The following is a 21087-nucleotide window of genomic DNA, read 5'->3' as shown; positions in this document are numbered from 1 at the left end:
GTCCGACTGGAGGGCCATGTCACTCACCCGCAGATCCGCCGTGGCCCTCGGGCTCCTCGCGCCGCTGGCACTGGCGGGCTGCTCCACCGACGAGGGCGACGGCGCTGGCCTCGCCGCGCTCGGGAAGCCCACCCCCGTGGCCCTCTCCCATGCCACGCAGTTCACGCTCGACGCCTACGAGGGCGGCTACCGACTCGCGACCCTCGCGAGCGGCGACCGCCTCCTCGTCGTCCCCGAGGGCGCCGAGCCCCCGGCAGGGCTCCCCGACGACGTCGCCGTGATCCGGCAGCCGCTCTCGAACGTCTACCTGGTCTCCACCGGCATGATCTGCCTCGTGGACGCGATCGGCGCGCTCGACGCCGTGGGCGTCTCCTCCGTGCGTGCCGAGGACTCCCCGGTCGAGGCCTTCACCGAGCGCCTGGAGGACGGCACCGTTGCCTACGGCGGCCTCTACCGCGAGCCCGACTACGAGCTCATCGCCGCCACCGGCTGTCCGCTCGCGATCGAGAACACCAACATCGACCACGTGCCCGAGGTCCGCGCCAAGCTCGAGGAGCTGGGCGTAACCGTACTCATGGAGCAGTCCAGCCGCGAGGAGGACATGCTCGGGCGCCTGGAGTGGATCAAGCTCATGGGCGCGTTCTTTGGTCGCGAGGACGAGGCCGCCGAGGTCTTTGACGACGTCGCGGAGCGCGTGGAGGAGGCTGCGGCCGAGGGCCCGCTCGGCAGGACCGTAGCCTTCTTCTACATCAACGAGGACGGCGCCGCTGTGACGCGCCGCGACGGCGACTACTTCTGCCAGATGATCGAGGCGGCGGGCGGCGAGTACGTGAGCTTTGCCGAGGAGGGGGCCACAGACTCCTCCCCCACCACGATCACCGTGGAGATGGAGCGCTTCTACGAGGGGGCGCGCGACACCGACCTCATCGTCTACAACGGCACGATCGACGAGGGCGTGACCAGCCTCGAGGCGCTGGTCGAGAAGAACTCCCTGCTCGCCGACTTCCGCGCCGTGCGCGAGGGCAACGTCTGGACCTGCGACTCCAACCTCTACCAGCAGATGACGAGCATGGCTGACATCATTTACGACCTGCGCGTCGCGCTCGCCGGGACGGACGAGCCCACGACCTTCGTCTGGAGGCTTGCCTAGCATGGCGCGGGCGGTCGGCGACAAGGACTCGCGGGTGCGTCGGGCGGTCGCGTTCGACCTCGCGGTCCTTCTCGGCCTGGCGGCCCTCTTCGTGGCGAGCCTGTGCCTGGGCAGCGTGGAGACCACGCCCGCGGAGGTGCTCGGCACCCTCGTTGCCGGTCCCGGCGACGCCTCTACCGCAACGCAGGTCATCTGGCAGATCCGCCTGCCGCGCGTCGTCGAGGCGGTGCTCCTGGGCGGGGCGCTCTCGCTCTCGGGCTTCCTGCTGCAGACCTTCTTCGCCAACCCCATCGCCGACCCGTTCGTGCTGGGCGTCTCGTCGGGCGCCAAGCTCGTGGTGGCCGTGGTGATGGTCGTGGTGCTGGGGGCGGGGCAGGTCATGAGCCCGGCGGCGTCCGTCGCGGCGGCGCTCGCCGGCTCGCTCGCCACGATGGGGTTCGTGCTGCTCATCTCGAGGCGCGTGCGCTCGCAGGGCACGCTCATCGTGGCAGGCGTGATGGTGGGCTACATCTGCTCGGCTGCCACCAACTTCCTCGTCGCCTTTGCCGACGACCAGTCCATCGTGAACCTGGACAACTGGTCGCGCGGGAGCTTCTCGGGCGCCACGTGGGCCGACGTGGGGATCGTCGCCGTGGTCGTGCTCGTCGCCGGCGCGGCGGTCTTCGCGCTCTCCAAGCCGCTCGGGGCCTACCAGCTGGGCGAGCCCTACGCGCAGAGCGTGGGCGTGAACGTGGGCGCGCTGCGCATGCTCATCGTGCTCGTGTCCAGCCTGCTCTCCGCGTGCGTGGCGGCCTTTGCCGGGCCCGTCTCGTTCGTGGGCATCGCCGCCCCCCATCTCGCACGGCGCGGCGCAGGCTCGTCGCGGCCGCTCCTCGTGACGCCGGCGTGCTTCCTCACGGGCGCCGCGTTCTGCTGCGGGTGCGACCTCGTCGCGCGCACGCTCTTCTCACCGGTCGAGCTCTCCGTGAGCGCCGTCACCGCCGTCTTTGGCGCGCCGGTCGTGATCGCCCTCATGCTCCGCGGGAGGCCCCGATGAGCGAGAGGGACAGCCTGCTGGAGCTGCGAGGGCTCGACGTGGGGCACGGTCGGCGCGCGCTCGTGCGCGACGTCTGCCTCGCGGTGCGCCCCGGCCAGGTCGTAGCGCTGATCGGCCCCAACGGCTCCGGCAAGACCACGATCCTGCGCACCGTGGCAGGCCAGCTGCGCGCCCTCGGGGGAACCGTGGAGCTGCTCGGTCGCGACCTGCCCGACGTCCCGGCGACCGAGCGCGCCCGCACCATGTCCGTCATGCTCACCGGACGCCCCCAGACCGAGCTCCTCACCTGCCGCGACGTCGTGGAGGCGGGACGCCACCCGTTCACCGGTCGGCTCGGCGTGCTGGGCGAGAAGGACGAGGCGGCCGTCACCGCCGCCATGAGGGCCACGGGCGTGCTCGCACTCGCGGAGCGCGACTTTGCGCACGTGAGCGACGGGCAGCGGCAACGCGTCCTTCTCGCCCGCGCCCTCTGCCAGGAGCCGCGGGTGCTGCTGCTCGACGAGCCCACGTCGTACCTGGACGTCCGATCGCAGCTCGACGTGCTGCGTCTCCTGCGCCGGGAGGCGCGCGAGCGCGGCATCGCCGTGGTGGCGTCGCTGCACGAGGTCGACCTCGCACAGAAGGCCGCCGACCACGTGATCTGCATCAAGGACGGATGCGTCATGTGTCAGGGGACGCCGGACGAGGTCTTCACCGCCGAGCGCGTCGCCGAGCTCTACGACCTGGCGCCGGGCGCCTACGATCCGGCGTTTGGCAGCGTCGAGCTCGCTCGGCCCGAGGGCGATCCCGAGGTCTTCGTCATCGCGGGCGGCGGGACGGGCGCGTCCTGCTTTCGGCGTCTGGCGCGCGAGTGCGTCCCGTTCGCCACGGGCGTGCTCCATGAGCACGACGCGGACGGCCTGCTCGCGCGCAGCCTCGCGAGCCGGGCGGTCTTCGAGCGCGACTTCGAGCCCGTGAGCGCCGAGTCCGTGGCCCGCGCCCGCGAGCTCCTCCTCACCTGCCGCGAGGTCATCTGCTGCATACGCGAGTTCCACACGATGAACGCCCGCAACGCCGAGCTGCTCGACGCCGCGCGCACGGCCGGAATCCCCGTGCGCGACGACGCGCCGCAGCGTTAGCCGAGGGTGTCCAGCGACTGCATCCAGGCGATGTAGACACTCGGATAGTGGCCGTAGAGGACCTGCATGGGGTTCACGTCGGCGAGAAGGTCCTTCACGACGGTGGCGCCTCCACCGAGCGTCGCGAGGTCGTCGGCCGTGGGGATCTCGCGTCCCAAGTTCTCCACGAGCTTGTCCACGCGCTCGCGATCCTCGGGGACGTAGGGGCTCTCCACGCCCGTGTTGGCCTCGAAGACCTCGCACATGGCCTCGTGCGCCTCGTCGAATCCCTCGTCTCCGTAGCCAGGCAGCCACAGGTCGTTGCCGTAGCGTTCGTAGCCCCAGGCCGTGAGCGGCAGGCGCGGCACCAGGTCGCTCGGGTTCATGACGTTGAAGATGTTGTCGTAGAGCGCGTCGTGCGCGGTGTCGAAGGTCGTAACCGTGGGCGTGGCGAAGGTGTAGCAGTAGATGCTCGAGAGCGGCGCGAGCACGCGCATGCCCTGGCTCATCTCGTCGGCATACGCCGCGGCGATGTTGGCCGTGGCCGCACCGCGGGAATGCCCGGTGAAGAGCAGGCAGATGTCATCGGTGCCGTCGAGGCCCGCCTCCTCGGTGATGCGCGCCGCGAGCTCGTCCACGATCTCGCGCGCGGCCTCAGAGAAGCCCTCGTGCGTGATCTCCTCCATGTCGTAGGTCGCAGCGCTGCCCATGTTGAGGTCGCTCAGCCACTCGGAGCCGTAGCTGCCGCGGATCGACACCAAAAAGAGGGTCTTCTCGGCCCCGTCCGCGCTGGTCACGCGCTTGGTGGCCACCGAGTAGGCGACGACGTCGTCCGTGCCGGTGATGAAGTCCACGACCTCGTCGAAGATCTCGCTGCGATACTGGTAGGAGGCCGTGGAAATCTCCTCGAAGCCCAGCTCGGCGAGCGCCTGCTCCATGTACGCCGGCGAGCTCGAGCCCGCCTGGTAGTACGCGGACTCCGAGTTGGCCACGGCCGAGAGCACCGAGCACGTGGTGGCGAGCTCGTGGTTGTAGACCGTGGGGTCCTGGAAGAACCACTCGTCGTCCCAGGCTACCTCGGTGGAGATGGTCTCGGCGCCCGTTGCCATGCTCGTGAAGTCGATGCTCGCGGTGAAGGCACCGGTGCGGCCGGTCGAGTTCTCCAGCGCAGCGAACTCGCTCGGGGCCTGGACCACGCCCTCGCCGCGGCTGCGCTGGTCGAGCCGGTGCTGCACCGCCACGAACAGCGCGATGCCCGCCACGACGAGAAGGACGAGCAGGCCGAGAAGGACGCGCAGCCCCCAGCGCGGACGGCGACGGGCCTCCGGCGCGAAGTCCTTCTCGTCCCCCGTGTTCTTGTCCTCAGCCGCCATTAGCGGTCCAGCGCGGCCTTCTTGGCACGCGAGGCGTTGACCACCGCGGTGAGCGCGGCAGCGACGTAGATGGCGTTCATCCAGACCGTGCCCTGGCCGCCCGTGACGATCAGGACGATCTCGGCAACGTTCACGATTGCGATGATGCTGGCAAAGACAATAAAGCCGCCGAGGTGGGCGGGATTGTTCGCGCCGCGGGCGCCGAGCACGCCGGTCACGAACTCAAAGACGCCGGCCACGATCATGATGACGGCGGCGGTCTGGGCACTGATCGGACCACCCTCCATCTGCGCGGCGACGTCGCCCGCGCTCATGAACATGACGACGCCCATGGCAACGGCGGCGAGGCCGATGAGCATGATGAGCCAGCTGAGGCCCTTGACGATCTTGCACTCTGCGGACATGGAAACTCCCTCCGGGCGCACGCGGCGCCAACGTTTACCAGACTCCTCTTGCTTGCCTATATCACGCGACGTCCTCGAACGTCTCGTCGGCGTCCTTCTCGATCACGGACTCGTCGGCCTCGGCCGCGTCGGTGCGCCCGGCGCCGTCCACACGGGCGGAGTCGTCCGGCGTGATGGTCATGGACTCGAAGCGGTGCGCCATGTAGTCGTTGTCGTAGTGCTCGGCGTAGAACTGCTCGATGGGCGTGGTCTGCGGGATGCCCGAGAGGCGCTCGAACCAGCAGTCCAGCGCCTCGAGCGTCATGACGCCGTTCACGAGCATGAGGACGGCGCAGAGCGTGGTGAACGAGTAGCGGACCTTCCACGGGATGAGGTTGATGAGCTTGAGCATCCACGGCAGGCAGAGCTTGATCCACACAAAGCCGAGCACGCCCCACATGCACATGAAGAGCGTGGAGGTGCGGCCGGCAAAGATGACCGCAATCGGATCGGGGAAGAGCCCGAAGATCGTGGAGCCGGAGTAGTCCCAGGCCACGGCGCCAAAGCCAAGCTCCATGAAGAGCGAGGTCGCTGCCTCGAACAGGCCGCCGATCACGGCGGAGACCACGAAGATGATCACCGGATTGGCCTTGTAGAAACGGTTGAGCGCCACGGTCATGAGCACGGCGCCAAAGCCGTAGATGGGCGAGAACGGGCCAAAGAGCAGGCCGGCGCGGTCCTGGATCTCACCGGGAACCACGACGGCAAAGTGGTAGACGGTCTCGATTATGAGGCCGAGGAAGCAGCAGATCACAAAGACCCAGAACAGGTTGAAGAAGTTGAGCTCGATGTAGCCCTTGCCCTCGTAGTCGCGGCCGAGCATGCCCTCCTCGGCGGCCTCGCGCTCCACCATGTCGCGCACGCGGCGCTGGAGCGCACGCTCCTGCTTGAGCGACGGGTCAACGGTGACCGAGACCGCGATCAGCAGGAAGAGCTGGATGGCGTCGGGGATAAGCGAGAGGTCGACGCCCTGCAGCATCAGCTTGAACAGGATCTGCACCACGGACGTCGCGATGAGCACGTGGGAGATGAGCACGGCGTTGCGCCGGCTGCCCTTGCGCAGCATGCGGCCAAAGACGATGAGTGCGATGCCGTCCGCGAAGGTGATCAGGTACGAGATGACGAGAAGGACCACGGGCAGCGTGGGGTCGGTGCCAACGATGATCATCGACGGGTCGGTCTGGAGCGCCCAGGTCATGAGTGCCGCAAACATAACCACGGCAAAGAGCGTGTACGCGCCGAGCAGAATGCAGAACAGGCCGTAGAGCCGGTAGGCGAGCGGCATTTTCTGCTTGGCGTTCTTGGGTTCGGCTTGTGTCTCTGGGGTCATGCGAGCTCCTTGAAAGGTGACACACATACAGGCATACGGAGTAGACGATACCTGACTGAAGGAGACCTTAAGGCCGCAGCGCTTGCATTTTCCGAATAGTCAAGCGATGGTTGATATTTCGAGCGCACGTCCTTCTCGCCACGGGGCACTCCCGCGGTTCCGTCCTACACTGCTCCTGAACCCACACTCGTCCCACAAGGACACTCACACTCATGAACATTCGGCAGCTTCAGTTCTTCTATCGGGCGGCGCGCACGGGAAACTTCTCCGCTACCGCGCGAGCCGAAGGCGTCACGGTCCAGGCCGTCTCGAAGTCCATGCACGAGCTCGAGGAGGAGCTTGGCGGGGCGCTGTTCGTCCGCGAGGGGCGGGGCATGCGTCTCACGCCCCTGGGGGAGACGCTGCTCGAGCCCGCGCGCAGGGTGACCGAGGGGGTCACTTCGATCGAGCAGATTGCCTCCTCGTGGCAGGACGGCCCCGCGACCAGGGGGGACCTCAGGCTGGCCCTTGTCACGCCGCCCTTCTCCAAGCACGAGTTCATTTGCGGCATCGTGGCGCACCTCATGGCGCACTCCCTCGGGGTCGAGACGAGCCTCTCCGTCCGCGTGGGGGACGACGCGCTCGCAAGCCTGCGAGCCGGCGCGCTCGACGCCCTGTTCACGATTGGTCGGCTGGACGCCCCCGGGTGCACGTGCGCCCAGATCGGGACGGTTGCACCCGGCATCTTTCTGGGTCGCCGGCACCCGCTGCGCGGCAAGCGGCGGCTGTCCTTTGCCGACCTTGAGCCCTATCCCGTGCTCTGGAACGACAGAATCGACGGCTTCAACGAGACGGTGCTCGTCACCTGCCGGAAAGCCGGGCTGGCCTCCCCGCTCGTAAACGTTGACACCAACGAGGGAGTCGTCGACTTCCTCGAGAGCCGGGACGGCTACATAATGGGCGTCTACCTCAAGGCACTCAGCATTCTGCCCTTCGCCACGATGCATGACCTGGACCCGGCCGACGCGCCCACGGTCCCGGTGTGCCTCGTGCTGCCCGAGGGACCGCGACGACCTGAGGTCGAGCGACTCGACCAGTTCTGCAGGAACGAGTTCTCGCTCCTGAAACGGCTCCTGAGCTCCGAGGGCTACTGAGACAAACGAACCTGTCCCCTTTGTCTCGTGCGCGTGCGGCTACGCGGCCGAGGGAGCCTCCTCCCCGGCACGGTCGAGGGCCTTCTTGAAGCCCTTGGACATGCCGGAGAGCTTCTCGTAGACGTCGACCTTCGGCGTGTCCGCACGACCGGCCTCTATGTAGCGGCGCATAACGGAGACGAGAAGGTAGGGCTTAACAAAGGCGCCGTGGATACCGCTCCAGAGCACGAGGGCAATCACGGCGCACAGCACGATCAGCGAGGTGCCGGCGGGCACGGCGGTACCGTCCTCGAGCGTGGCGGTGGCGTCAATCTGAGAGAGGACGGCCGTGAGCGGCTCGATGGAGCCGAGCACGAGGTACGCAACGCCAAAGAATGCGCCGCCAATGAGCGCAAGCGAGACGAGGGTGATCGCGATTACCTTGGCGGAGTTCTTCATGAGGGTCTTCCAGTTCTGGAAGTAGACGACGGCGCCGTCGCAGGTGCTCTTGAACGCGGACTGCTCACCGTGAAGGAAGACCCAGCCCAGGCTGCAGTAGTTGAGGTACTCGAGCACCACGCCCACGACGGCCGAGATAATCCCAGCGACGACGGAGGCGGCGCCGTTCTGGTTGTCACCGTCGATCCCGCGGGCGATTGCGTTCATGCCGGAGGAGATCTCGTTGGTTATGGCCTTGGTGACGCTCCACAGACCGTAGTAGACGCTCGCCGTGGCAAAGCGGCTCCTCACAGCGCGCTTGCCCGCCTCGTAGGTGTCCGCGGGGAGCTGCCCGGTGGCGACGCCCTCGGTGATCATGGCAACCTGACCAGCCGTGAGCAGGTAGCCGCCATAGTGCGCGACAAGGTAGAAGACGACGAGCGCGACAATGAACGCAACGCCCGTCGCGGCAAGCTGCACCGTCTCGTCCAGACCGGCAAGGCCCGTGGCAACGAACGCGACGAGCGGCAGGGCGGCAAGCAGGACGAGGCACAGCACGGTCCGCACGAGGCGCATGACGGAGAACTTCAGCGTGCGGCGGTAGATCTCAGAGTTCTTCACGGTGTTCCCTTCAGGTTTTATCAGCGAAAACTCAGGTATATTAGCAGCCAGACACCACAGTTGTCAGGCAAGGGAGACCAATGTCACCCATTGGTGGAGCATGCGCCGAGAAGAGCGTGCGCTGGGGAATCGTCGGTGCGGGCAGGATCGCGCAGCGCTTCGCGCGCAGCCTCGCGCGCGAGCCGCGCTCCGAGATCGTGGCAATCAGCTGCCGCAGCGCCGCAAAGGCCGTCGCGTCCGCGGCGGCGTACGGCGTGGGCGAGGACGGCACCCTCTCCGACGAGGGACTCGGCAGCGTGGCCGGCTCCGCGCACGCCGCCCTTCTCGCCCGCCCGGACGTGGACGCGGTCTACGTGGCACTGCCGCCCGCCCTGCACCTCGAGTGGTCGCTCGCGGCCCTGCGCGCCGGCAAGGCCGTGCTCTGCGAGAAGCCGCTCTGCGCGAGCCTCGAGGAGACGGTTCTTCTCGCCCGCGCGGCGCGCTCCGAGAACCTGCTGCTCATGGAGGCCACCAAGACCCGCTTTGAGCCGCTTTACCTGCGCGTTCGCGAACTCGTGGAGAACGGCGCGATCGGACGGCTGACGCGCGTGGAGACCGGGCTCTGCAGCGACATGGGTGAGCGCGTGGCCAGCGGCGCGGACTATATGTCCGACCCCGTGGGCGGCGGCAACCTGCTCGACTCCGGAATATACTGCGCCGCCTGGCTGACCGACTACCTGACGGAACCGATCGAGGTCCTCGGCGCCCGCGCGCGCTGGGTGCGCGGCGTGGACACGTTCACGGACGCCGAGCTGCGCGCCGGCGACGTGAGCGCGCGCCTGGTCACCGCCTGCGACCAGGGAAACCCGCGCGAGGCCGTCCTTGTGGGAACCGAGGGGCGCATCGTCGTCGAGGAAATGCACCGGCCACAGCGCGCCCGGCTTGAGCGCGTGGGCGAGAAGCCCGTAGAGCTGGAGGTCCCCTACCCCGTGGACGATCTCTACGCCGAGGTCGCGCACTTTGTGGGGCTTTTGCTCGCGGGCGAGACGGAGTCGCCCGTCATGCCGCTCGCGACCTCGCTACGCTGCGCCGAGCTGCTCGCCGCCGTGCGCGCACGAATGGGCAGCGGCCCGCAGCCCTCTCCGGCTGTTTGAACCCCTCCTTCTCGGGTCCGCGACCCGCTACCCTAGAGAGGCAAGCGCGCCGAGCACCGGCGCACGACGAAAGGAAGCACATGGACGTTCAGGCAATCATCGCGCAGGTCTCCGCTGCCCTCGCGGACGCCCCCGAGAAGCTCCGGGAGCTCATCTCCGACCCCAAGGGCACGATCGAGGGCATCACCGGTCTCGAGCTCGGCGAGGGCGACCTCTCCCAGATTATCGACGGCGTGAAGAACGGCATCGCCGACGGCAGCCTCGACCTCGGCGGCCTCGACCTGGGCGGCATCGCCGGCAACCTCGGCGGCCTGCTCGAGAACAGCCCCCTCGGCGGCATCGCCGACAGCCTCGGCGGCCTCTTCGGCAAGAAGTAGGAAGGCCGACAAGAACCCGCGAGGAGGGGCCGCCCGACGAGGGGCGGCCCCTTTTCGTTAGCTCAGGAGGTAGGCTGAGACGATCTGGGCGTAGTAGGCGGTGTGCGGGGCGTCGGCGGCGTAGTAGCGCTCGCGCAAGTCGTCCGGGAGGAGCGCCTCGTCCTGCTCGCTCTTGTGGAGCACGCGGCACTCCAGCGTGAGCGGCAGCTCCTGGATGGCGGGCGCGGCCACCTCCTCGCCGTCCACGAGCGTGAGGCCGAGCTCGGCCACCTTGTCGATGTCGCGGCCGCTCTTGGAGCCGCAGACCGCCAGAATCTGGTTGATACGCTGATCGTGGTCCTTCTCGCCCGTGCGCATGGGCACGCTGACCGTGAACTCGCCGCTCTCCTCGATGAGGCAGTGCGTGAAGCGGCTGCTGCGGACGTACGCCACGAAGAGCTCCCTGCCCCACTCGATGCCCAACGTGCCCCAGCCGATGGTCATGGGGTTGGCGCGGCCGTCCACGCTCGCGGTGAGCAGCACGCCGCTCGGCAGCTCGCGCAGGATGGTGGGTGCGTACTCGGCGACGTCGATCTTCTCGCGCATGATTGCCTCCGGCTCAACGTAGAATCTGGTTGACCCGATTATAGGAGGGGAGCCGCCATGAGCAGCCTCGAGAACGTCCGCGTGTTCACCCAGAGCGCCATCCGGATCGTTGGCGTGGGCGGCACGGTCGCCTATTTCGACCCCTTTGCGCTGACCGACGCCGAGGCCGCGCACGACGCGGACTACGTGCTGATCACGCACGCCCACTACGACCACCTCTCGCCCGAGGACTACGCGCGTGTGGCGGGCGAGAAGACCGTGCTCGTAGCGCCGGCGGGCACGGGGCGCGAGGTCGCGGGGCTGGACGCGGCCGCGACGCACCTCATGGGCGCGGGCGAGAAGATCGAGCTGCCGGGGCTCTCCGTGGAGGCGGTGGGCGCGTACAACGTGGAGCCGGAGCGCCTGGCGATGCACCCGCGCGAGAACGGCTGGCTCGGCTACGTGGTGACGCTCGACGGCGAGCCCACGCGCTACTACGTCTCGGGCGACACGGACCAGAACGCCGACAACGAGACCGTGAGCTGCGACGTGGCGCTCGTGCCGATCGGCGGCACCTACACCTGCGACCCGCGCCAGGCCGCGGCCTTCGTGAACGCGCTGCGGCCGCGCGCCGCGGTGCCCACCCACTACGGCAGCATCGTCGGCACCTACGCCAACTTCGACGCCTTCGCCGCTGCGGTGGACCCCGCGATCGAGGTCGTCAAGAAGCTCGAGCGCTAGCTAGAGCGCGTAGAACTCCGCGAGGTCGGCTCCCATGGCCTCGAGCGTGGGCACGTCGACGTAGGCCATGTGGCCGCAGCCGTAGAGCCGGTAGCTCACGCGCTCCTTGAGGGCGGGCGGCAGGAACAGGCAGGACATGTCGTGCACCACGTTCCAGTAGGTGGTCGCCGCGTCGTAGCGGCCGCCGAGGATGAGCAGGCGCATCGTGGGGTTGCGCTTCATGGCCACGGCGATGTCGTAGGTGACGTTGGGCGCGGTGGCGGGCTCCTCCGTGCCGGGCTCCTCGTGCGTCCAGTTCCAGGCCACACCCACCTTGCCGTAGTTGCTCACGAGGTAGGTGGGCGCGCCGGCAAAGCCGATCTCGTCGAGGTGCGCGCGGAAGGCGGCGTGCCAGACGCTCTCCACCGCGTCGTCGGCCGGGTCCTCGGCAGCGAAGAAGGCCGTGGAGCCCTGGACCGGCAGCGGCGCGGCCGAGGTGAAGCGCGTGTCCAGGCGGCCGGTGACCAGGCCCTCGTCTGCGAGCAGGCTGCGACGGAAGGTGTCGAGGTCCACGCGCAGGTTGCAGCGCTCGATCTGCTCGGCGGGAAGGCCGATCAGCTTGGAGATGCGCCGCGCCACGGAAGCCCTCTCGCGCGCGGGCAGGCGGTCGCCGCGCAGCAGCGCCGGGGCGTAGACGCGCTCGGTGAAGTCCATCGCGTCCTCGAACCACTGGAGCTCGTCGAAGCCCTTGCCGGCGCGGCCGAAGTAGCGGGCCGTCGCGGCGAAGGTGGGAAGCATGCCCAGGTAGTACAGGTCCTCGCCGGGCAGGGTCTGCACCCAGTCAAAGATCGCGGAGAGCATGACGACGCCGCGCACGGGCACGTTCTTCTCGCCCAGCACGCGCATGAGGACGGCGTTGCGGATTGTGCCGTACGACTCGCCAAAGAGGTAGACCGGCGAGCCCCAGCGGTGGTTGGCCGTGAGCCACGCGACGATGGCGCGGGCGAAGGCGTCCGCGTCGCCGTCCACGCCCCAGACGGTCTTGGGGTCCACACCCTCGGCGATGGCGGAGTAGCCGGTGCCGAGCGCGTCCAGGAAGACGAGGTCGCTCTGGCGCAGCAGCGTGTGGGGGTTGTCCTCCACGCGCGCGGGCAGCGAGAGATGCGCGGTGCCGTCGGTGGCCACGCGGCGCGGGCCGATGCCGCCGAGGTTCACGGGGACCGACGAGCTGCCCGGGCCGCCGTTGTAGCAGAAGGTCACGGGGCGGTCGGCGCTCTCGCCCTCGGGCTTGGCCACGTAGGAGAGGCTGAACATCTTGCCGATCAGCGAGCCGGTGTCCGCGCGGACGTCGAGGTGGGCAGCCGTGGCGGTGTAGTCGATGCGCTGGCCGTCTGCCTCCCACGTGAAGTCCTTGCTCGCGGCCTCCGGGAGGTCCAGGCGCTTCTCGGCCGGGGCCGTGATCACCTCGTCCGTCGCCTGGGTTGCCTGCTGCTGGACGCTCTGCTCGTCTGCCATACTGTCTCCTGACGTCATGTTCCTGGCCACATGGTAGCGCTGCGGGAGGTCCGCATGTACGGAAAAGCCGAGACGCTGGTGCTGCTTGACCGCGAGGAGATTGCCTACGAGCTCTACGAGCACGTGGCGGTCTACACCGTCGCGGAGGCCGTAGCCGCGGGCATTCCCCATCGCGAGCTCGGCGCCAAGAACCTCTTCCTGCGGGACGACAAGCACCGCGCGTACTACCTCGTCTGCCTTCCGGACGAGAAGAACGTCTCGCTGCGTGAGGTTCAGGAGCGCCTGGGCTCACGGCGGCTCTCGTTTGCGAGCGAGAAGGACCTGCGATCGATGCTCGGCCTGGTGCCGGGCGCCGTCACGCCGCTCGGCGCGCTCAACGACGTCGAGCGACGCGTGGAGGTCGTGATCGACCAGGCGCTCGTCGACGCTGGACACCTGACCGTTCACCCCTGCGACAACACCGCAACCGTTCTTCTCGCCACGTCGGACCTGATCGCGCTACTGCGCGAGCGCGGCCACGACGTCCGCGTGGTCGACCTGTAGCGCCCCGTCAATTCGACACGCTACGTGTGCCGGATCTGAATTGTGAACGCGCTGAGTTCACAATCGCCCTACCTATAGAACGTGACGTCAGCTTCTCCGAAGACCTCGCGCCAACGATTGCAGATGTAGCCATGGTTGAACGTTATCAGCTTTGCAATATCCCGAAGGTCCTTTTCGGGAATTTCGCTCCCGTTGCTCGCCAGAATGCAACCTCCTGCCGCAGTTAGCCAAAACTTAGTTGCACCTTCGCTTGGCCTTCTGACCGCAACATGGACATGAACGGGCTCACCGTTCTCGGCAATCCAAAAGAACAAGATGTATTGCCCAAACGTCAGGATTTTCGGCATTAGGCAATCGCCTGCCCTGAGGCACGACGCTCTGCCAGCTCAAAGATAAACGGCGCATTGTTCCGGACAAAAGAGTCGAGCTCTGCCATCTCTTCACCCGAAAAACCCGATACATCAAACCACCTATGAGCCGGCAACAGGCATCGCGCGGAATCGAAGCCCATGTCAACGGGCCTCTCTACGGCAACCTCGAGCGTGCCATCCTCGCGAAGGTCGGAGTAGGCAATCTGTGTCTCGTCGGCGAGTTGCACATAGCTCCACATCACCTGAACCAGCCCCCTCAGTCTCCTTCCCACTAGTTTACCCATAGCATTCATCATCTCCTTTGGCCGTTTCAAGACAGAAGGAAGCATTGGCATCCAAATGAATGAATCATTCCTCTCGCTCCGCCCGGGCCTCCGCGATCGCGCGGCGCGTGGGCTCGAGGGCGTCGGTCAGCTCCTCCTCGGTAGGCAGGCACGTGACGTAGCTCGATGCGAAGAGCCCCTTGCCGTCGGCAAGAGCGGAGTACTTCGCTACCGTCCGATCGGAGCTCGAGCAGAGGATGAGACCGATGGTCGGGTTGTTGTCAGGGCCCGCGTGCTTCTCGTTGAACAGGCGGACATAGAAGTCCATCTGGCCCACGTCCTTGGCGTTGAGCGGACGAGTCTTGAGCTCGATAAGCACATAGCACTTGAGCTTGATGTTGTAAAAGACGAGGTCAACGTAGTAACTCGCCCTGCGGGGAGAGCAGGCGCTCGCGATAGAACGTCGCGATCTGGTGGTCGAGCTGACGGACCGTCCAATGTTCCTCAGCCGCTGCACGCATGTAAAACTCACGCTGCTCTCGGTCAGGTATACGCGTTAGACGCCGATAAATTGACCAGCTCAATTCGGCACACAATGTGTGCCGAATTGGAAACGCCAGATAGAAAGAACGCATCTGGCGCAAGTTCCTCTCCGTAAATCCCTTCCCATACTCCGCCGTCAGCCTCTCGGACAAGTACTGAAGAAGATGCTTCCCGTACTCCGCGCGCTCGCCCGTCGCCTCCACGATCTGACGCCCGATCTCCCAGTACGCCTCGACCATGGCGCTGTTGACGGCACGCTCCACCTTGCCGCGCACGGACTCCAACGTCTCGCGAACGGACACGTAGACTCGCTCGTCGTTCTTCTCGTCAAACTGCTTTATGGAGTTCTTGGCCATAGTTGAGCCCCCGTTTCACTCACGGCAAATAAACCTGCACAGACTGTGAGCTCCGGACTTTGCGGGTGCCGGAAGACGGGGGCGCGTGACCGCCCGAGAGCTTCAAGTGTGACCAGTCCCTATTACCCCTAGTCACCCGCCGACACGTACCATTGGGGGGCCTCCGTGCCGCTCTCGTCGCCCTCGTACCTTGCTGAGAGTATAGCACAGTTTAGAACATTTGTTCGCTAGAAACGCAGAGTTTCTTACGGATTTCTACCACCAGCCTCGCCTGTTGCGAAGGTCATCGATCTCGAGTAGCGCTCGATAGAGCCCCTCCTGCAGCTCGACCTTCTTGAGCCCCCTCACGTACTGCCAGGTCTCGGCTCGATGCGCCTCCTCGCGCGCGGCCTCCTCCGCCTCCCACTGCTCCTCAGCATGCAGGAGCTCGTCCACCTCAGCGGGATAGACGGAGAAGTAGAGTGCGACCATATGCTTGCAGATGACGTGACGACCCTCCGCAAAGGGACAGGTACAGGTCGACTTCTTCGGATGCGCTATATCGATGTGCACCTCGTATGGTTTATCACCGTTTCCTGAGACGACCCCGTCGAACTGCTGCGGGCGCTCGCCCGACTCTGTAGGTTCCCACGAGAGCACCTTGTGGTCGGTGTAGTAGTCGTACCCCCTCCACAGTAAGGCGCCACTCGCCAGATACGGAAGCTTGGTCATTCCCGTTCCTCTTACTCGTAGTGGCGGACGCCCTTCTCGAGGTAGCGGCGCTTCTCGATCGTGGGGCCCAGGGCGTTTATCGCAGCGTAGCGCGGGCAGTCGCGACCATGGTCGTTAATGATTCCGCAGGCCTGGAGGTGCGAGTAGGCCGTCGTGGGACCCAGGTACTTGAAGCCGCGCTTTCGCAGGTCGGCAGCCACGCGCGCCGAGAGGCCGTTGCTCACGGGAATCCACCCATCGGCGTGCTTGTTGTAGAGGATCGTCTTACCGTCGGAGAAGCCCCACAGGTACGCGTCAAAGCTGCCAAACTCCTCGCGCACCTGCTGGAAGCAGCGCGCGTTGCCGATGATGGCCTCAACCTTGCGACGGGAGCGGATCATCCCCGGCGTCTCCAGGATTCGTTCTACGTCGTCCGGGCCAAACGCCGCCACGGCGTCATAGTCGAAGCCCGCAAAGCACCCGCGGAACACCTCGCGCTTGTGCAGCATCATGGTCCAGTTGAGCCCGCACTGCATGACCTCGAGCGAGAGGAACTCAAGCTGTCCGCGGTCGTCGTGCAGGGGCACGCCCCACTCCTCGTCGTGGTAGCGCAGGCAGAGCTCATCGGTGGTGTCCCAGTCGCAGTACGACATGCGGTCCTCCGCTCTTCTCGGCTTGCCGGGTCTATTATCTGACAAAGGGGAGGAGCATCACATGACCGAGAGCTTTGACATAGAGCGCTTCGTCCGAGCGCAGGACGGCAACGTCTACGAACGGGCGCTCGCCGAGATTCGCTCGGGGCGCAAGCGGAGCCACTGGATCTGGTTTGTCTTCCCGCAGGCACGCGGGCTCGGGCGCAGCCCCATGGCGGAGCGCTACGGCATCGCCAGCCGTGCGGAGCTCGACGCGTACGTCAGCCACCCCCTCCTCAGGGCGCGCCTGCTCGAGATCTCGCACGCACTTCTCGCCCTGCCGGGAAGCGACCCCGTGGCCGTGCTGGGGGACATCGACGCGCTCAAGGTCCGCTCGTCGATGACGCTCTTCGAGCTCGCGGACGTGGACCCCGTCTTCGGTGCCGTGCTGGACAAGTACTACGCCGGCAGCCGCGACGAGCTCACGCTGCGAATCGTAAACGAGTCCTGGGGGTGTGACCCTGAGTGAGGCACCTTTGAGAGCCGCAAACGCACCGATGCCGACGCAAGCAATCGCGAGTGAGCCGGCGGCAATTCGTTGTCTGGGTACTTTTTTGCCCTCGGCCGGAGTATAGATTTTTCTTATGAGCCGTCTACCAGCAGTTATAGAAGACGGAATATCGATGCTACTTTGACGCAGCGAAAAAAGTACCCAGACAATGGGCGTCATCGACTAGGGACGACAACGGCTCTTCGCGACGCTCGTTCCGGCAGCAAAACGGTCTTCCTCGTCACGATTTCTCGATGCCGCGAATAGCGGGGATTGCCCAGGTCACACAGGCGAGAAGGACCATCGCAGCACCGGCGCCCACGAACCACGCCGACGCGCCCACGGCATCCGCGAAGAGCGACGAGAACGCCAGCCCCAGCGGCATCGCCCAGGACATGATGGCGCCGTAGAGGCCAAAGACACGACCCAGGTACTCGGGCGGGACCTTCTCCTGCATGAGAGCGGTCTGCGGGCCGGAGTAGAACGGCGAGCTCAAGCCCATGAGGAAGCTCATCACAAAGAAGAGCTGCATTCCGCCGGCGTTGGGCCCCGCACAGCCTGCGACCAGCGTCGCAAAGCCGTAGAGCGCAGTGGCAAAGCAGACGGTGAGCGCGCGGTTCCTGAAGCCGCCCCACGCGGCGAGCAGCGCGGAGCCCGCGATCATGCCCACCGAGAACACGATCTCCGCCGTGGCGGCGTCACCCGTGGTGCCGCCGAAGTGGTCGAGCGTCATGAGCGGGAAGAGCGCCGATATGGGCGAGAAGACCAGCGTGAAGACGAAGCCGCACCATAGCAGCGCGAAGAGGCCGCGGTAGCCGCGCAGGACGCGGTAGCCGTCTGCGGTTTCGCCCGCAAGGGCGCGGGCCTGGGCGACAAGGCCGAGGTTCTTCTCGCCTGCCTGCGCTCCGGAGCCGCCCACGTCGAGCCGCGCCGCGAGCACCGCGACCGTGGCAAAGAGCGCGCCCGCAACGTCGAGCGCGATCATGGCCGTGAGCCCCCAGAGCGGGTAGATCACCGCCGCGATTGCCGTACCGAGGATGTAGCCGCCGGACTGGACGGCCTGCGTCACTCCGGCGAGGCGCGTGAGGTGCTCGGCCGGCGCCACCAGCGGCGTGAGCGCCTGGAAGGCCGGGGTGTGGAAGGCGCTGCCAACAGCTCGCACGAAGAGCGCCACCATGACCACCCACACGGGCAGCGTCCCCGTGAGCGAGACCACCGCCACGACGGCGCTCACCGCCGCGATGAAGAGGTCGGCGCCCACGAGCGTGACCCTGAGCGGCAAGCGGTCCACGACGGTCCCCGCGAAGGTGCCGAAGAGTGCCAGCGGCAGGAACCCCGCGAGCGACGCCAGCGAGAGCATGCTCGCAGAGTTCGTGGTGAGCGTGATGTGCCAGACGAAGCCCATCTGCAGGATGGAGCTCGTGAGCACGGAGACCAGCTCGCCGCCCCACACGCACGCGAGCTTGAGCTTCCAAGAGGTTTTTTGCATGGGTAATCCGCTTCCAGAATCGCAATCAGAAAAGGTTGGGTACTTTTTCGTGGCCACCGAAAGTATAGTGCATTTTCCCCAAGGCATCTACCAGCAGTTACCTGAATCGAATAGGGGCTAATACTCGGGACATGCGCAAAAAAGTACCCAACCTTTGTTCGACCGCCCTAGCAAGCCGTCGCCGACTCAATGTGTGACAATCGAACCCGCCCTTCACAACAGGAAAGGACTCGCATGGACGAGCTCGAGGAGATAGAGAAGAACGCCGCGCCCAGCTCGCAGGCGGTGCTCTACCGGCCGGCACCCACCGTGGAGGAGCGCCGCGCCGCCGGCCTCGCCGCGCGCGAGGCGTGTCCGATCGCCTCGCTCGGCGCATGGGAGCCCCGCACATCCAGCGATTCCGCAATCGGCCTCATCGAGCAGCAGTCCGCCACGCGCGACCCGAGCCTCGTGCCGCTGCGCTACGAGCGCATGGGTGTCTCGCCGTTCACGTTCTACCGCGGCAGCGCCGTCATCATGGCCGCTGACCTTGCCACCATGCCCGTCACCGGCCTCGAGGTGCAGTGCATCGGCGACGCGCACGTGGGCAACTTCGGCATCTTCATGAGCCACACGCGTCACCTCGTCTTTGACGTCAACGACTTCGATGAGACCGCGCCCGGTCCCTGGGAGTGGGACGTCATGCGCCTCGTGGCGAGCATCGAGATCTGCGGGCGTGACCGCGGCTTCTCCAAGGCAGACCGCCGCGACGCCGTGCGCGCCTGCGCCAGGCAGTACCGCCGCGCGATGGCGCGCTTCGCGGAGATGGGCGAGCTCGACGTCTGGCACGCCCACCTCGACGTCGAGCGCATGCTCGACGAGTTTGAGCTCGACGGCAAGACGGGCCGGACCATCCGTAAGGTCGTGGAGAAGGCGCGCGAGAAGGACAGCGTGCGCGCGGCTGACCGCCTCACCGTGCACGACGACGGGCGCCTCCGCTTTGACACACGGCCGCCCGAGCTCGTGCCACTCGCGGAGCTCTCGTCCGCTCAGGGCTACGACGCGGCGCAGCTCTCCCATGCGCTGCGCGAGCTTCTGGACGCGTACTTCGAGAGCCTCCCTCGCGACTGCCGCGTTCTTCTCGGCCGCTATCGCCTGCAGGACGCCGCGCGCAAGGTGGTGGGCGTGGGCTCGGTAGGACGGCGCGCCTGGATCGCGCTGCTCACGGGCCGCAACGAGGACGACCCGCTGGTCCTGCAGGTCAAGGAGGCCGAGGAGTCGGTCGTGGAGCGCTACTGGCGACCGAGCGGCTTTGCGAGCCATGGCGAGCGCGTGGTGGAGGGACAGCGCCTCGCGCAGTCCACGAGCGACTTTTTGCTGGGCTGGACGAGCGTGCCCACGGCGAGCGTCGGCACCCGCGACTACTATGTGCGCCAGCTCTGGAACGGCAAGGGCTCGATCGATCTCGCCGCGGTGGGCCCGGAGAGCCTCGAGAACGTCGCTCGGCTCTGCGCGTGGTCGCTCGCGCACGCGCACGCCCGCACCGGTGACGAGGTTGCCATCGCCGCCTACCTCGACGACGGCCACGCCTTCGAGGACGCCATGTGGGACTTCGCCCGCGCCTACGCCGACCAGAACGAGGCCGACTACCTGGCGTTCATTGAGCGGTTCTGTTCGTAGTTGCCGAACCTCACGAAACGTTCAACGGCCTTTCATTCTTTCAGAGGTCCGAATAGTGTGAGACGTCGCCCCATCAGACGCGGCTTGCGATGTCCTCCGGCGTCGGAAGGATTCCGCGCATCTCCTCGGGGAGCTCGTCCGCGGTTCTGAATTCGCTCACGCCAATGGGGGCCGACGTACTGCGCAGTGAGTACTCGGCGATTGTGTTGTCCTTCGTCTTGCAGAGCAGGAGACCGACAGTGGATCCGTCATGCTCGTTGCGGAGCAGGTCGTCCACGGCGGCGACGTAGAACCCGAGCTTTCCCGTATACTCCGGCCGGAACTCGCACGCCTTGAGCTCAATGACAAAGTAGCGCGACAGCCTCGTGTTGTAGAAGAGCAGGTCAATGTAGAAATCCCTGCCAGAGACGACCAGCTGGTACTGTCTGCCCATGAACGCGAAGCCGGTGCCAAGCTCGAGGAGCAGCCCCGTGATGTTCCTGACTATCTCATTCTCAAGTGTCTTCTCCTCGACTCCCTCGTCTGCGGTTATGAAGTCGAAGATGTAGGGGTCCTTAAGCGCCTGCCGCACCATCTCGCTGTCCGCCGGCGGGGGCAGGCGGTCGAAGTTAGTCACCTTCTGGACCTCGGATTGGCGCTCGAACAATCCGGTAGACACCTGGTGCATGAGCGTCGCGCGGCTCCAGCCGTGCTCTGCCGCCTTCCTCATATACCAGTCGCGCTCAACTCGGCCGCCCACCCTGTCGAACAGGTGCGTCGTGTGGCCCCATGGTATTTGTGCAACAACCTGTTGCACAAATTCGAGATCGTATTCGCGTGCAAGCCGAAGCATGTACTTGAGGTTGCGAACCGAGAAGCCTTTGATTCCCGGATACGCAAGCCTGATGTCGCCAGACAGGGAGTCGATGAAGCGATTGCCCCACTCGGAGCGCTCGTCGATGAGCTTACCTATCCTTCAGTACATACAGACAACTTCACTGTTGACCGCAAGCACGGCACGCGCCCTCGATCCGGAAATCTCTTGCTTGACGCGCTCGAGCGTCTCCATGTAGCTTGCGTCGTTGCACAGCAGCTCATCCATG

At 66.3% G+C, this 21087-nt stretch carries 24 protein-coding genes; 10 read left to right on the top strand and 14 right to left on the bottom strand.

The window, feature by feature from the left end; translation table 11 throughout:
• The first annotated feature begins 16 nt into the window (after positions 1–16).
• Genes B5F73_RS04485 through B5F73_RS04475 form a run of 3 tightly spaced genes read left to right on the top strand, consistent with a single transcriptional unit; the run spans position 17 to position 3304 of the window.
• Positions 17–1150: an ABC transporter substrate-binding protein gene (locus B5F73_RS04485; RefSeq protein WP_158094761.1), complete on the top strand. Its 1134-nt coding sequence runs from the start codon at positions 17–19 to the stop codon at positions 1148–1150.
• Position 1151: 1 nt separating this feature from the next.
• Complete coding sequence (locus B5F73_RS04480; RefSeq protein ID WP_087226990.1) at positions 1152–2186, top strand: iron ABC transporter permease; 1035 nt, start codon at positions 1152–1154, stop codon at positions 2184–2186.
• Positions 2183–3304, top strand: a complete 1122-nt coding sequence (locus B5F73_RS04475) for an ATP-binding cassette domain-containing protein (RefSeq protein WP_087226988.1) — start codon at positions 2183–2185, stop codon at positions 3302–3304. Before B5F73_RS04480 ends, B5F73_RS04475 begins: the two co-directional genes overlap by 4 nt.
• On the opposite strand, the gene B5F73_RS04470 is transcribed toward B5F73_RS04475, so the two are convergent.
• The 3 genes from B5F73_RS04470 to B5F73_RS04460 all read right to left on the bottom strand — a co-directional run bounded on the left by B5F73_RS04470 (position 3301) and on the right by B5F73_RS04460 (position 6429).
• A complete protein-coding gene (locus B5F73_RS04470; RefSeq protein ID WP_087226986.1) occupies positions 3301–4656 on the bottom strand; it encodes a hypothetical protein in 1356 nt (451 codons plus the stop codon). The genes B5F73_RS04475 and B5F73_RS04470 overlap by 4 nt on opposite strands.
• A complete protein-coding gene (locus tag B5F73_RS04465) occupies positions 4656–5060 on the bottom strand; it encodes a tetraspanin family protein (RefSeq protein WP_087226984.1) in 405 nt (134 codons plus the stop codon). The genes B5F73_RS04470 and B5F73_RS04465 overlap by 1 nt, the downstream gene beginning before the upstream one ends.
• Before the next feature lie 61 nt (positions 5061–5121).
• Complete coding sequence (locus B5F73_RS04460) at positions 5122–6429, bottom strand: putative ABC transporter permease (protein ID WP_239379800.1); 1308 nt, start codon at positions 6427–6429, stop codon at positions 5122–5124.
• A gap of 212 nt (positions 6430–6641) precedes the next feature.
• Here B5F73_RS04460 and B5F73_RS04455 point away from each other — a divergent pair, with 212 nt between their 5' ends.
• A complete protein-coding gene (locus B5F73_RS04455; protein ID WP_087226980.1) occupies positions 6642–7562 on the top strand; it encodes a LysR family transcriptional regulator in 921 nt (306 codons plus the stop codon).
• Between the two features lie 39 nt (positions 7563–7601).
• Here the strand turns inward: B5F73_RS04455 and B5F73_RS04450 are convergent, their stop codons facing one another.
• Complete coding sequence (locus B5F73_RS04450; protein WP_087226978.1) at positions 7602–8600, bottom strand: hypothetical protein; 999 nt, start codon at positions 8598–8600, stop codon at positions 7602–7604.
• An 80-nt stretch (positions 8601–8680) separates the two neighbouring features.
• Here B5F73_RS04450 and B5F73_RS04445 point away from each other — a divergent pair, with 80 nt between their 5' ends.
• Together B5F73_RS04445 and B5F73_RS04440 are read left to right on the top strand one after the other, a co-directional pair.
• Complete coding sequence (locus B5F73_RS04445; protein WP_087226976.1) at positions 8681–9733, top strand: Gfo/Idh/MocA family oxidoreductase; 1053 nt, start codon at positions 8681–8683, stop codon at positions 9731–9733.
• A gap of 80 nt (positions 9734–9813) precedes the next feature.
• Entirely contained in the window at positions 9814–10110 is a 297-nt protein-coding gene (locus B5F73_RS04440; protein WP_087226974.1) for a hypothetical protein, read from the top strand.
• Between the two features lie 57 nt (positions 10111–10167).
• On the opposite strand, the gene B5F73_RS04435 is transcribed toward B5F73_RS04440, so the two are convergent.
• Positions 10168–10695, bottom strand: a complete 528-nt coding sequence (locus B5F73_RS04435; RefSeq protein ID WP_087226972.1) for a flavin reductase family protein — start codon at positions 10693–10695, stop codon at positions 10168–10170.
• A 57-nt stretch (positions 10696–10752) separates the two neighbouring features.
• On the opposite strand from B5F73_RS04435, the gene B5F73_RS04430 reads away from it, so the two are divergent.
• On the top strand, positions 10753–11415 hold the full coding sequence (locus B5F73_RS04430; RefSeq protein ID WP_087226970.1) for an MBL fold metallo-hydrolase: 663 nt from the start codon (positions 10753–10755) through the stop codon (positions 11413–11415).
• Here the strand turns inward: B5F73_RS04430 and B5F73_RS04425 are convergent, their stop codons facing one another.
• On the bottom strand, positions 11416–12909 hold the full coding sequence (locus tag B5F73_RS04425; protein WP_087226968.1) for a peptidase S10: 1494 nt from the start codon (positions 12907–12909) through the stop codon (positions 11416–11418). It abuts the gene before it with no gap.
• A gap of 54 nt (positions 12910–12963) precedes the next feature.
• Here B5F73_RS04425 and B5F73_RS04420 point away from each other — a divergent pair, with 54 nt between their 5' ends.
• The gene (locus B5F73_RS04420) at positions 12964–13452 is read left to right on the top strand and encodes a prolyl-tRNA synthetase associated domain-containing protein (RefSeq protein WP_087226966.1); all 489 of its coding nucleotides are present in this window, start codon (positions 12964–12966) and stop codon (positions 13450–13452) included.
• 346 nt (positions 13453–13798) lie between these two features.
• On the opposite strand, the gene B5F73_RS04410 is transcribed toward B5F73_RS04420, so the two are convergent.
• The 5 genes from B5F73_RS04410 to B5F73_RS04395 all read right to left on the bottom strand — a co-directional run bounded on the left by B5F73_RS04410 (position 13799) and on the right by B5F73_RS04395 (position 16328).
• Positions 13799–14107, bottom strand: a complete 309-nt coding sequence (locus B5F73_RS04410; protein ID WP_143803133.1) for a hypothetical protein — start codon at positions 14105–14107, stop codon at positions 13799–13801.
• Between the two features lie 64 nt (positions 14108–14171).
• Positions 14172–14465 (bottom strand): PDDEXK nuclease domain-containing protein, encoded by a 294-nt coding sequence (locus B5F73_RS09480; RefSeq protein WP_239379799.1) that lies wholly within the window; start codon positions 14463–14465, stop codon positions 14172–14174.
• 34 nt (positions 14466–14499) lie between these two features.
• Positions 14500–14985, bottom strand: coding sequence for a DUF1016 N-terminal domain-containing protein (locus B5F73_RS09475; protein WP_239379798.1), 486 nt, complete (start codon positions 14983–14985; stop codon positions 14500–14502).
• A 255-nt stretch (positions 14986–15240) separates the two neighbouring features.
• Positions 15241–15696, bottom strand: a complete 456-nt coding sequence (locus tag B5F73_RS04400; RefSeq protein ID WP_087226960.1) for an SWIM zinc finger family protein — start codon at positions 15694–15696, stop codon at positions 15241–15243.
• An 11-nt stretch (positions 15697–15707) separates the two neighbouring features.
• A complete protein-coding gene (locus B5F73_RS04395) occupies positions 15708–16328 on the bottom strand; it encodes a DNA-3-methyladenine glycosylase I (RefSeq protein WP_087226958.1) in 621 nt (206 codons plus the stop codon).
• A 61-nt stretch (positions 16329–16389) separates the two neighbouring features.
• Here B5F73_RS04395 and B5F73_RS04390 point away from each other — a divergent pair, with 61 nt between their 5' ends.
• Complete coding sequence (locus B5F73_RS04390; RefSeq protein WP_087226955.1) at positions 16390–16836, top strand: DUF1810 domain-containing protein; 447 nt, start codon at positions 16390–16392, stop codon at positions 16834–16836.
• 262 nt (positions 16837–17098) lie between these two features.
• On the opposite strand, the gene B5F73_RS04385 is transcribed toward B5F73_RS04390, so the two are convergent.
• On the bottom strand, positions 17099–18346 hold the full coding sequence (locus B5F73_RS04385) for an MFS transporter (protein ID WP_087226953.1): 1248 nt from the start codon (positions 18344–18346) through the stop codon (positions 17099–17101).
• A 234-nt stretch (positions 18347–18580) separates the two neighbouring features.
• On the opposite strand from B5F73_RS04385, the gene B5F73_RS04380 reads away from it, so the two are divergent.
• The gene (locus B5F73_RS04380) at positions 18581–20005 is read left to right on the top strand and encodes a DUF2252 domain-containing protein (RefSeq protein WP_087226951.1); all 1425 of its coding nucleotides are present in this window, start codon (positions 18581–18583) and stop codon (positions 20003–20005) included.
• A gap of 73 nt (positions 20006–20078) precedes the next feature.
• On the opposite strand, the gene B5F73_RS04375 is transcribed toward B5F73_RS04380, so the two are convergent.
• Positions 20079–20945 carry a PDDEXK nuclease domain-containing protein gene (locus tag B5F73_RS04375; RefSeq protein WP_255376238.1) on the bottom strand — a complete coding sequence of 289 codons (867 nt, stop codon included), beginning with the start codon at positions 20943–20945 and terminating at the stop codon, positions 20079–20081.
• 15 nt (positions 20946–20960) lie between these two features.
• Positions 20961–21086: a hypothetical protein gene (locus B5F73_RS09525; RefSeq protein WP_255376235.1), complete on the bottom strand. Its 126-nt coding sequence runs from the start codon at positions 21084–21086 to the stop codon at positions 20961–20963.
• Position 21087: the final 1 nt, after the last annotated feature.

This window comes from Olsenella sp. An270 (assembly GCF_002159735.1).
GTDB lineage: Bacteria > Actinomycetota > Coriobacteriia > Coriobacteriales > Atopobiaceae > Thermophilibacter.
The sequence above is the reverse complement of the archived record's forward strand: the minus strand, read 5'-3'. Positions and strand labels throughout refer to the sequence as shown.

What these genes read in the sequence shown, in the direction of transcription:
- B5F73_RS04455 (WP_087226980.1), top strand. Translation starts at nt 6,642, where the DNA reads ATGAACATTCGGCAGCTTCAGTTCTTCTATCGGGCGGCGCGCACGGGA.
- B5F73_RS04385 (WP_087226953.1), bottom strand. Translation starts at nt 18,346, where the DNA reads ATGCAAAAAACCTCTTGGAAGCTCAAGCTCGCGTGCGTGTGGGGCGGC.
- B5F73_RS04445 (WP_087226976.1), top strand. Translation starts at nt 8,681, where the DNA reads ATGTCACCCATTGGTGGAGCATGCGCCGAGAAGAGCGTGCGCTGGGGA.
- B5F73_RS04420 (WP_087226966.1), top strand. Translation starts at nt 12,964, where the DNA reads ATGTACGGAAAAGCCGAGACGCTGGTGCTGCTTGACCGCGAGGAGATT.
- B5F73_RS04390 (WP_087226955.1), top strand. Translation starts at nt 16,390, where the DNA reads ATGACCGAGAGCTTTGACATAGAGCGCTTCGTCCGAGCGCAGGACGGC.
- B5F73_RS04430 (WP_087226970.1), top strand. Translation starts at nt 10,753, where the DNA reads ATGAGCAGCCTCGAGAACGTCCGCGTGTTCACCCAGAGCGCCATCCGG.
- B5F73_RS04470 (WP_087226986.1), bottom strand. Translation starts at nt 4,656, where the DNA reads ATGGCGGCTGAGGACAAGAACACGGGGGACGAGAAGGACTTCGCGCCG.
- B5F73_RS04380 (WP_087226951.1), top strand. Translation starts at nt 18,581, where the DNA reads ATGGACGAGCTCGAGGAGATAGAGAAGAACGCCGCGCCCAGCTCGCAG.
- B5F73_RS09525 (WP_255376235.1), bottom strand. Translation starts at nt 21,086, where the DNA reads ATGGATGAGCTGCTGTGCAACGACGCAAGCTACATGGAGACGCTCGAG.
- B5F73_RS04410 (WP_143803133.1), bottom strand. Translation starts at nt 14,107, where the DNA reads ATGGGTAAACTAGTGGGAAGGAGACTGAGGGGGCTGGTTCAGGTGATG.
- B5F73_RS04460 (WP_239379800.1), bottom strand. Translation starts at nt 6,429, where the DNA reads ATGACCCCAGAGACACAAGCCGAACCCAAGAACGCCAAGCAGAAAATG.
- B5F73_RS09475 (WP_239379798.1), bottom strand. Translation starts at nt 14,985, where the DNA reads ATGGCCAAGAACTCCATAAAGCAGTTTGACGAGAAGAACGACGAGCGA.
- B5F73_RS04425 (WP_087226968.1), bottom strand. Translation starts at nt 12,909, where the DNA reads ATGGCAGACGAGCAGAGCGTCCAGCAGCAGGCAACCCAGGCGACGGAC.
- B5F73_RS04475 (WP_087226988.1), top strand. Translation starts at nt 2,183, where the DNA reads ATGAGCGAGAGGGACAGCCTGCTGGAGCTGCGAGGGCTCGACGTGGGG.
- B5F73_RS04480 (WP_087226990.1), top strand. Translation starts at nt 1,152, where the DNA reads ATGGCGCGGGCGGTCGGCGACAAGGACTCGCGGGTGCGTCGGGCGGTC.
- B5F73_RS04485 (WP_158094761.1), top strand. Translation starts at nt 17, where the DNA reads ATGTCACTCACCCGCAGATCCGCCGTGGCCCTCGGGCTCCTCGCGCCG.
- B5F73_RS04465 (WP_087226984.1), bottom strand. Translation starts at nt 5,060, where the DNA reads ATGTCCGCAGAGTGCAAGATCGTCAAGGGCCTCAGCTGGCTCATCATG.
- B5F73_RS04435 (WP_087226972.1), bottom strand. Translation starts at nt 10,695, where the DNA reads ATGCGCGAGAAGATCGACGTCGCCGAGTACGCACCCACCATCCTGCGC.
- B5F73_RS04440 (WP_087226974.1), top strand. Translation starts at nt 9,814, where the DNA reads ATGGACGTTCAGGCAATCATCGCGCAGGTCTCCGCTGCCCTCGCGGAC.
- B5F73_RS04400 (WP_087226960.1), bottom strand. Translation starts at nt 15,696, where the DNA reads ATGACCAAGCTTCCGTATCTGGCGAGTGGCGCCTTACTGTGGAGGGGG.
- B5F73_RS04395 (WP_087226958.1), bottom strand. Translation starts at nt 16,328, where the DNA reads ATGTCGTACTGCGACTGGGACACCACCGATGAGCTCTGCCTGCGCTAC.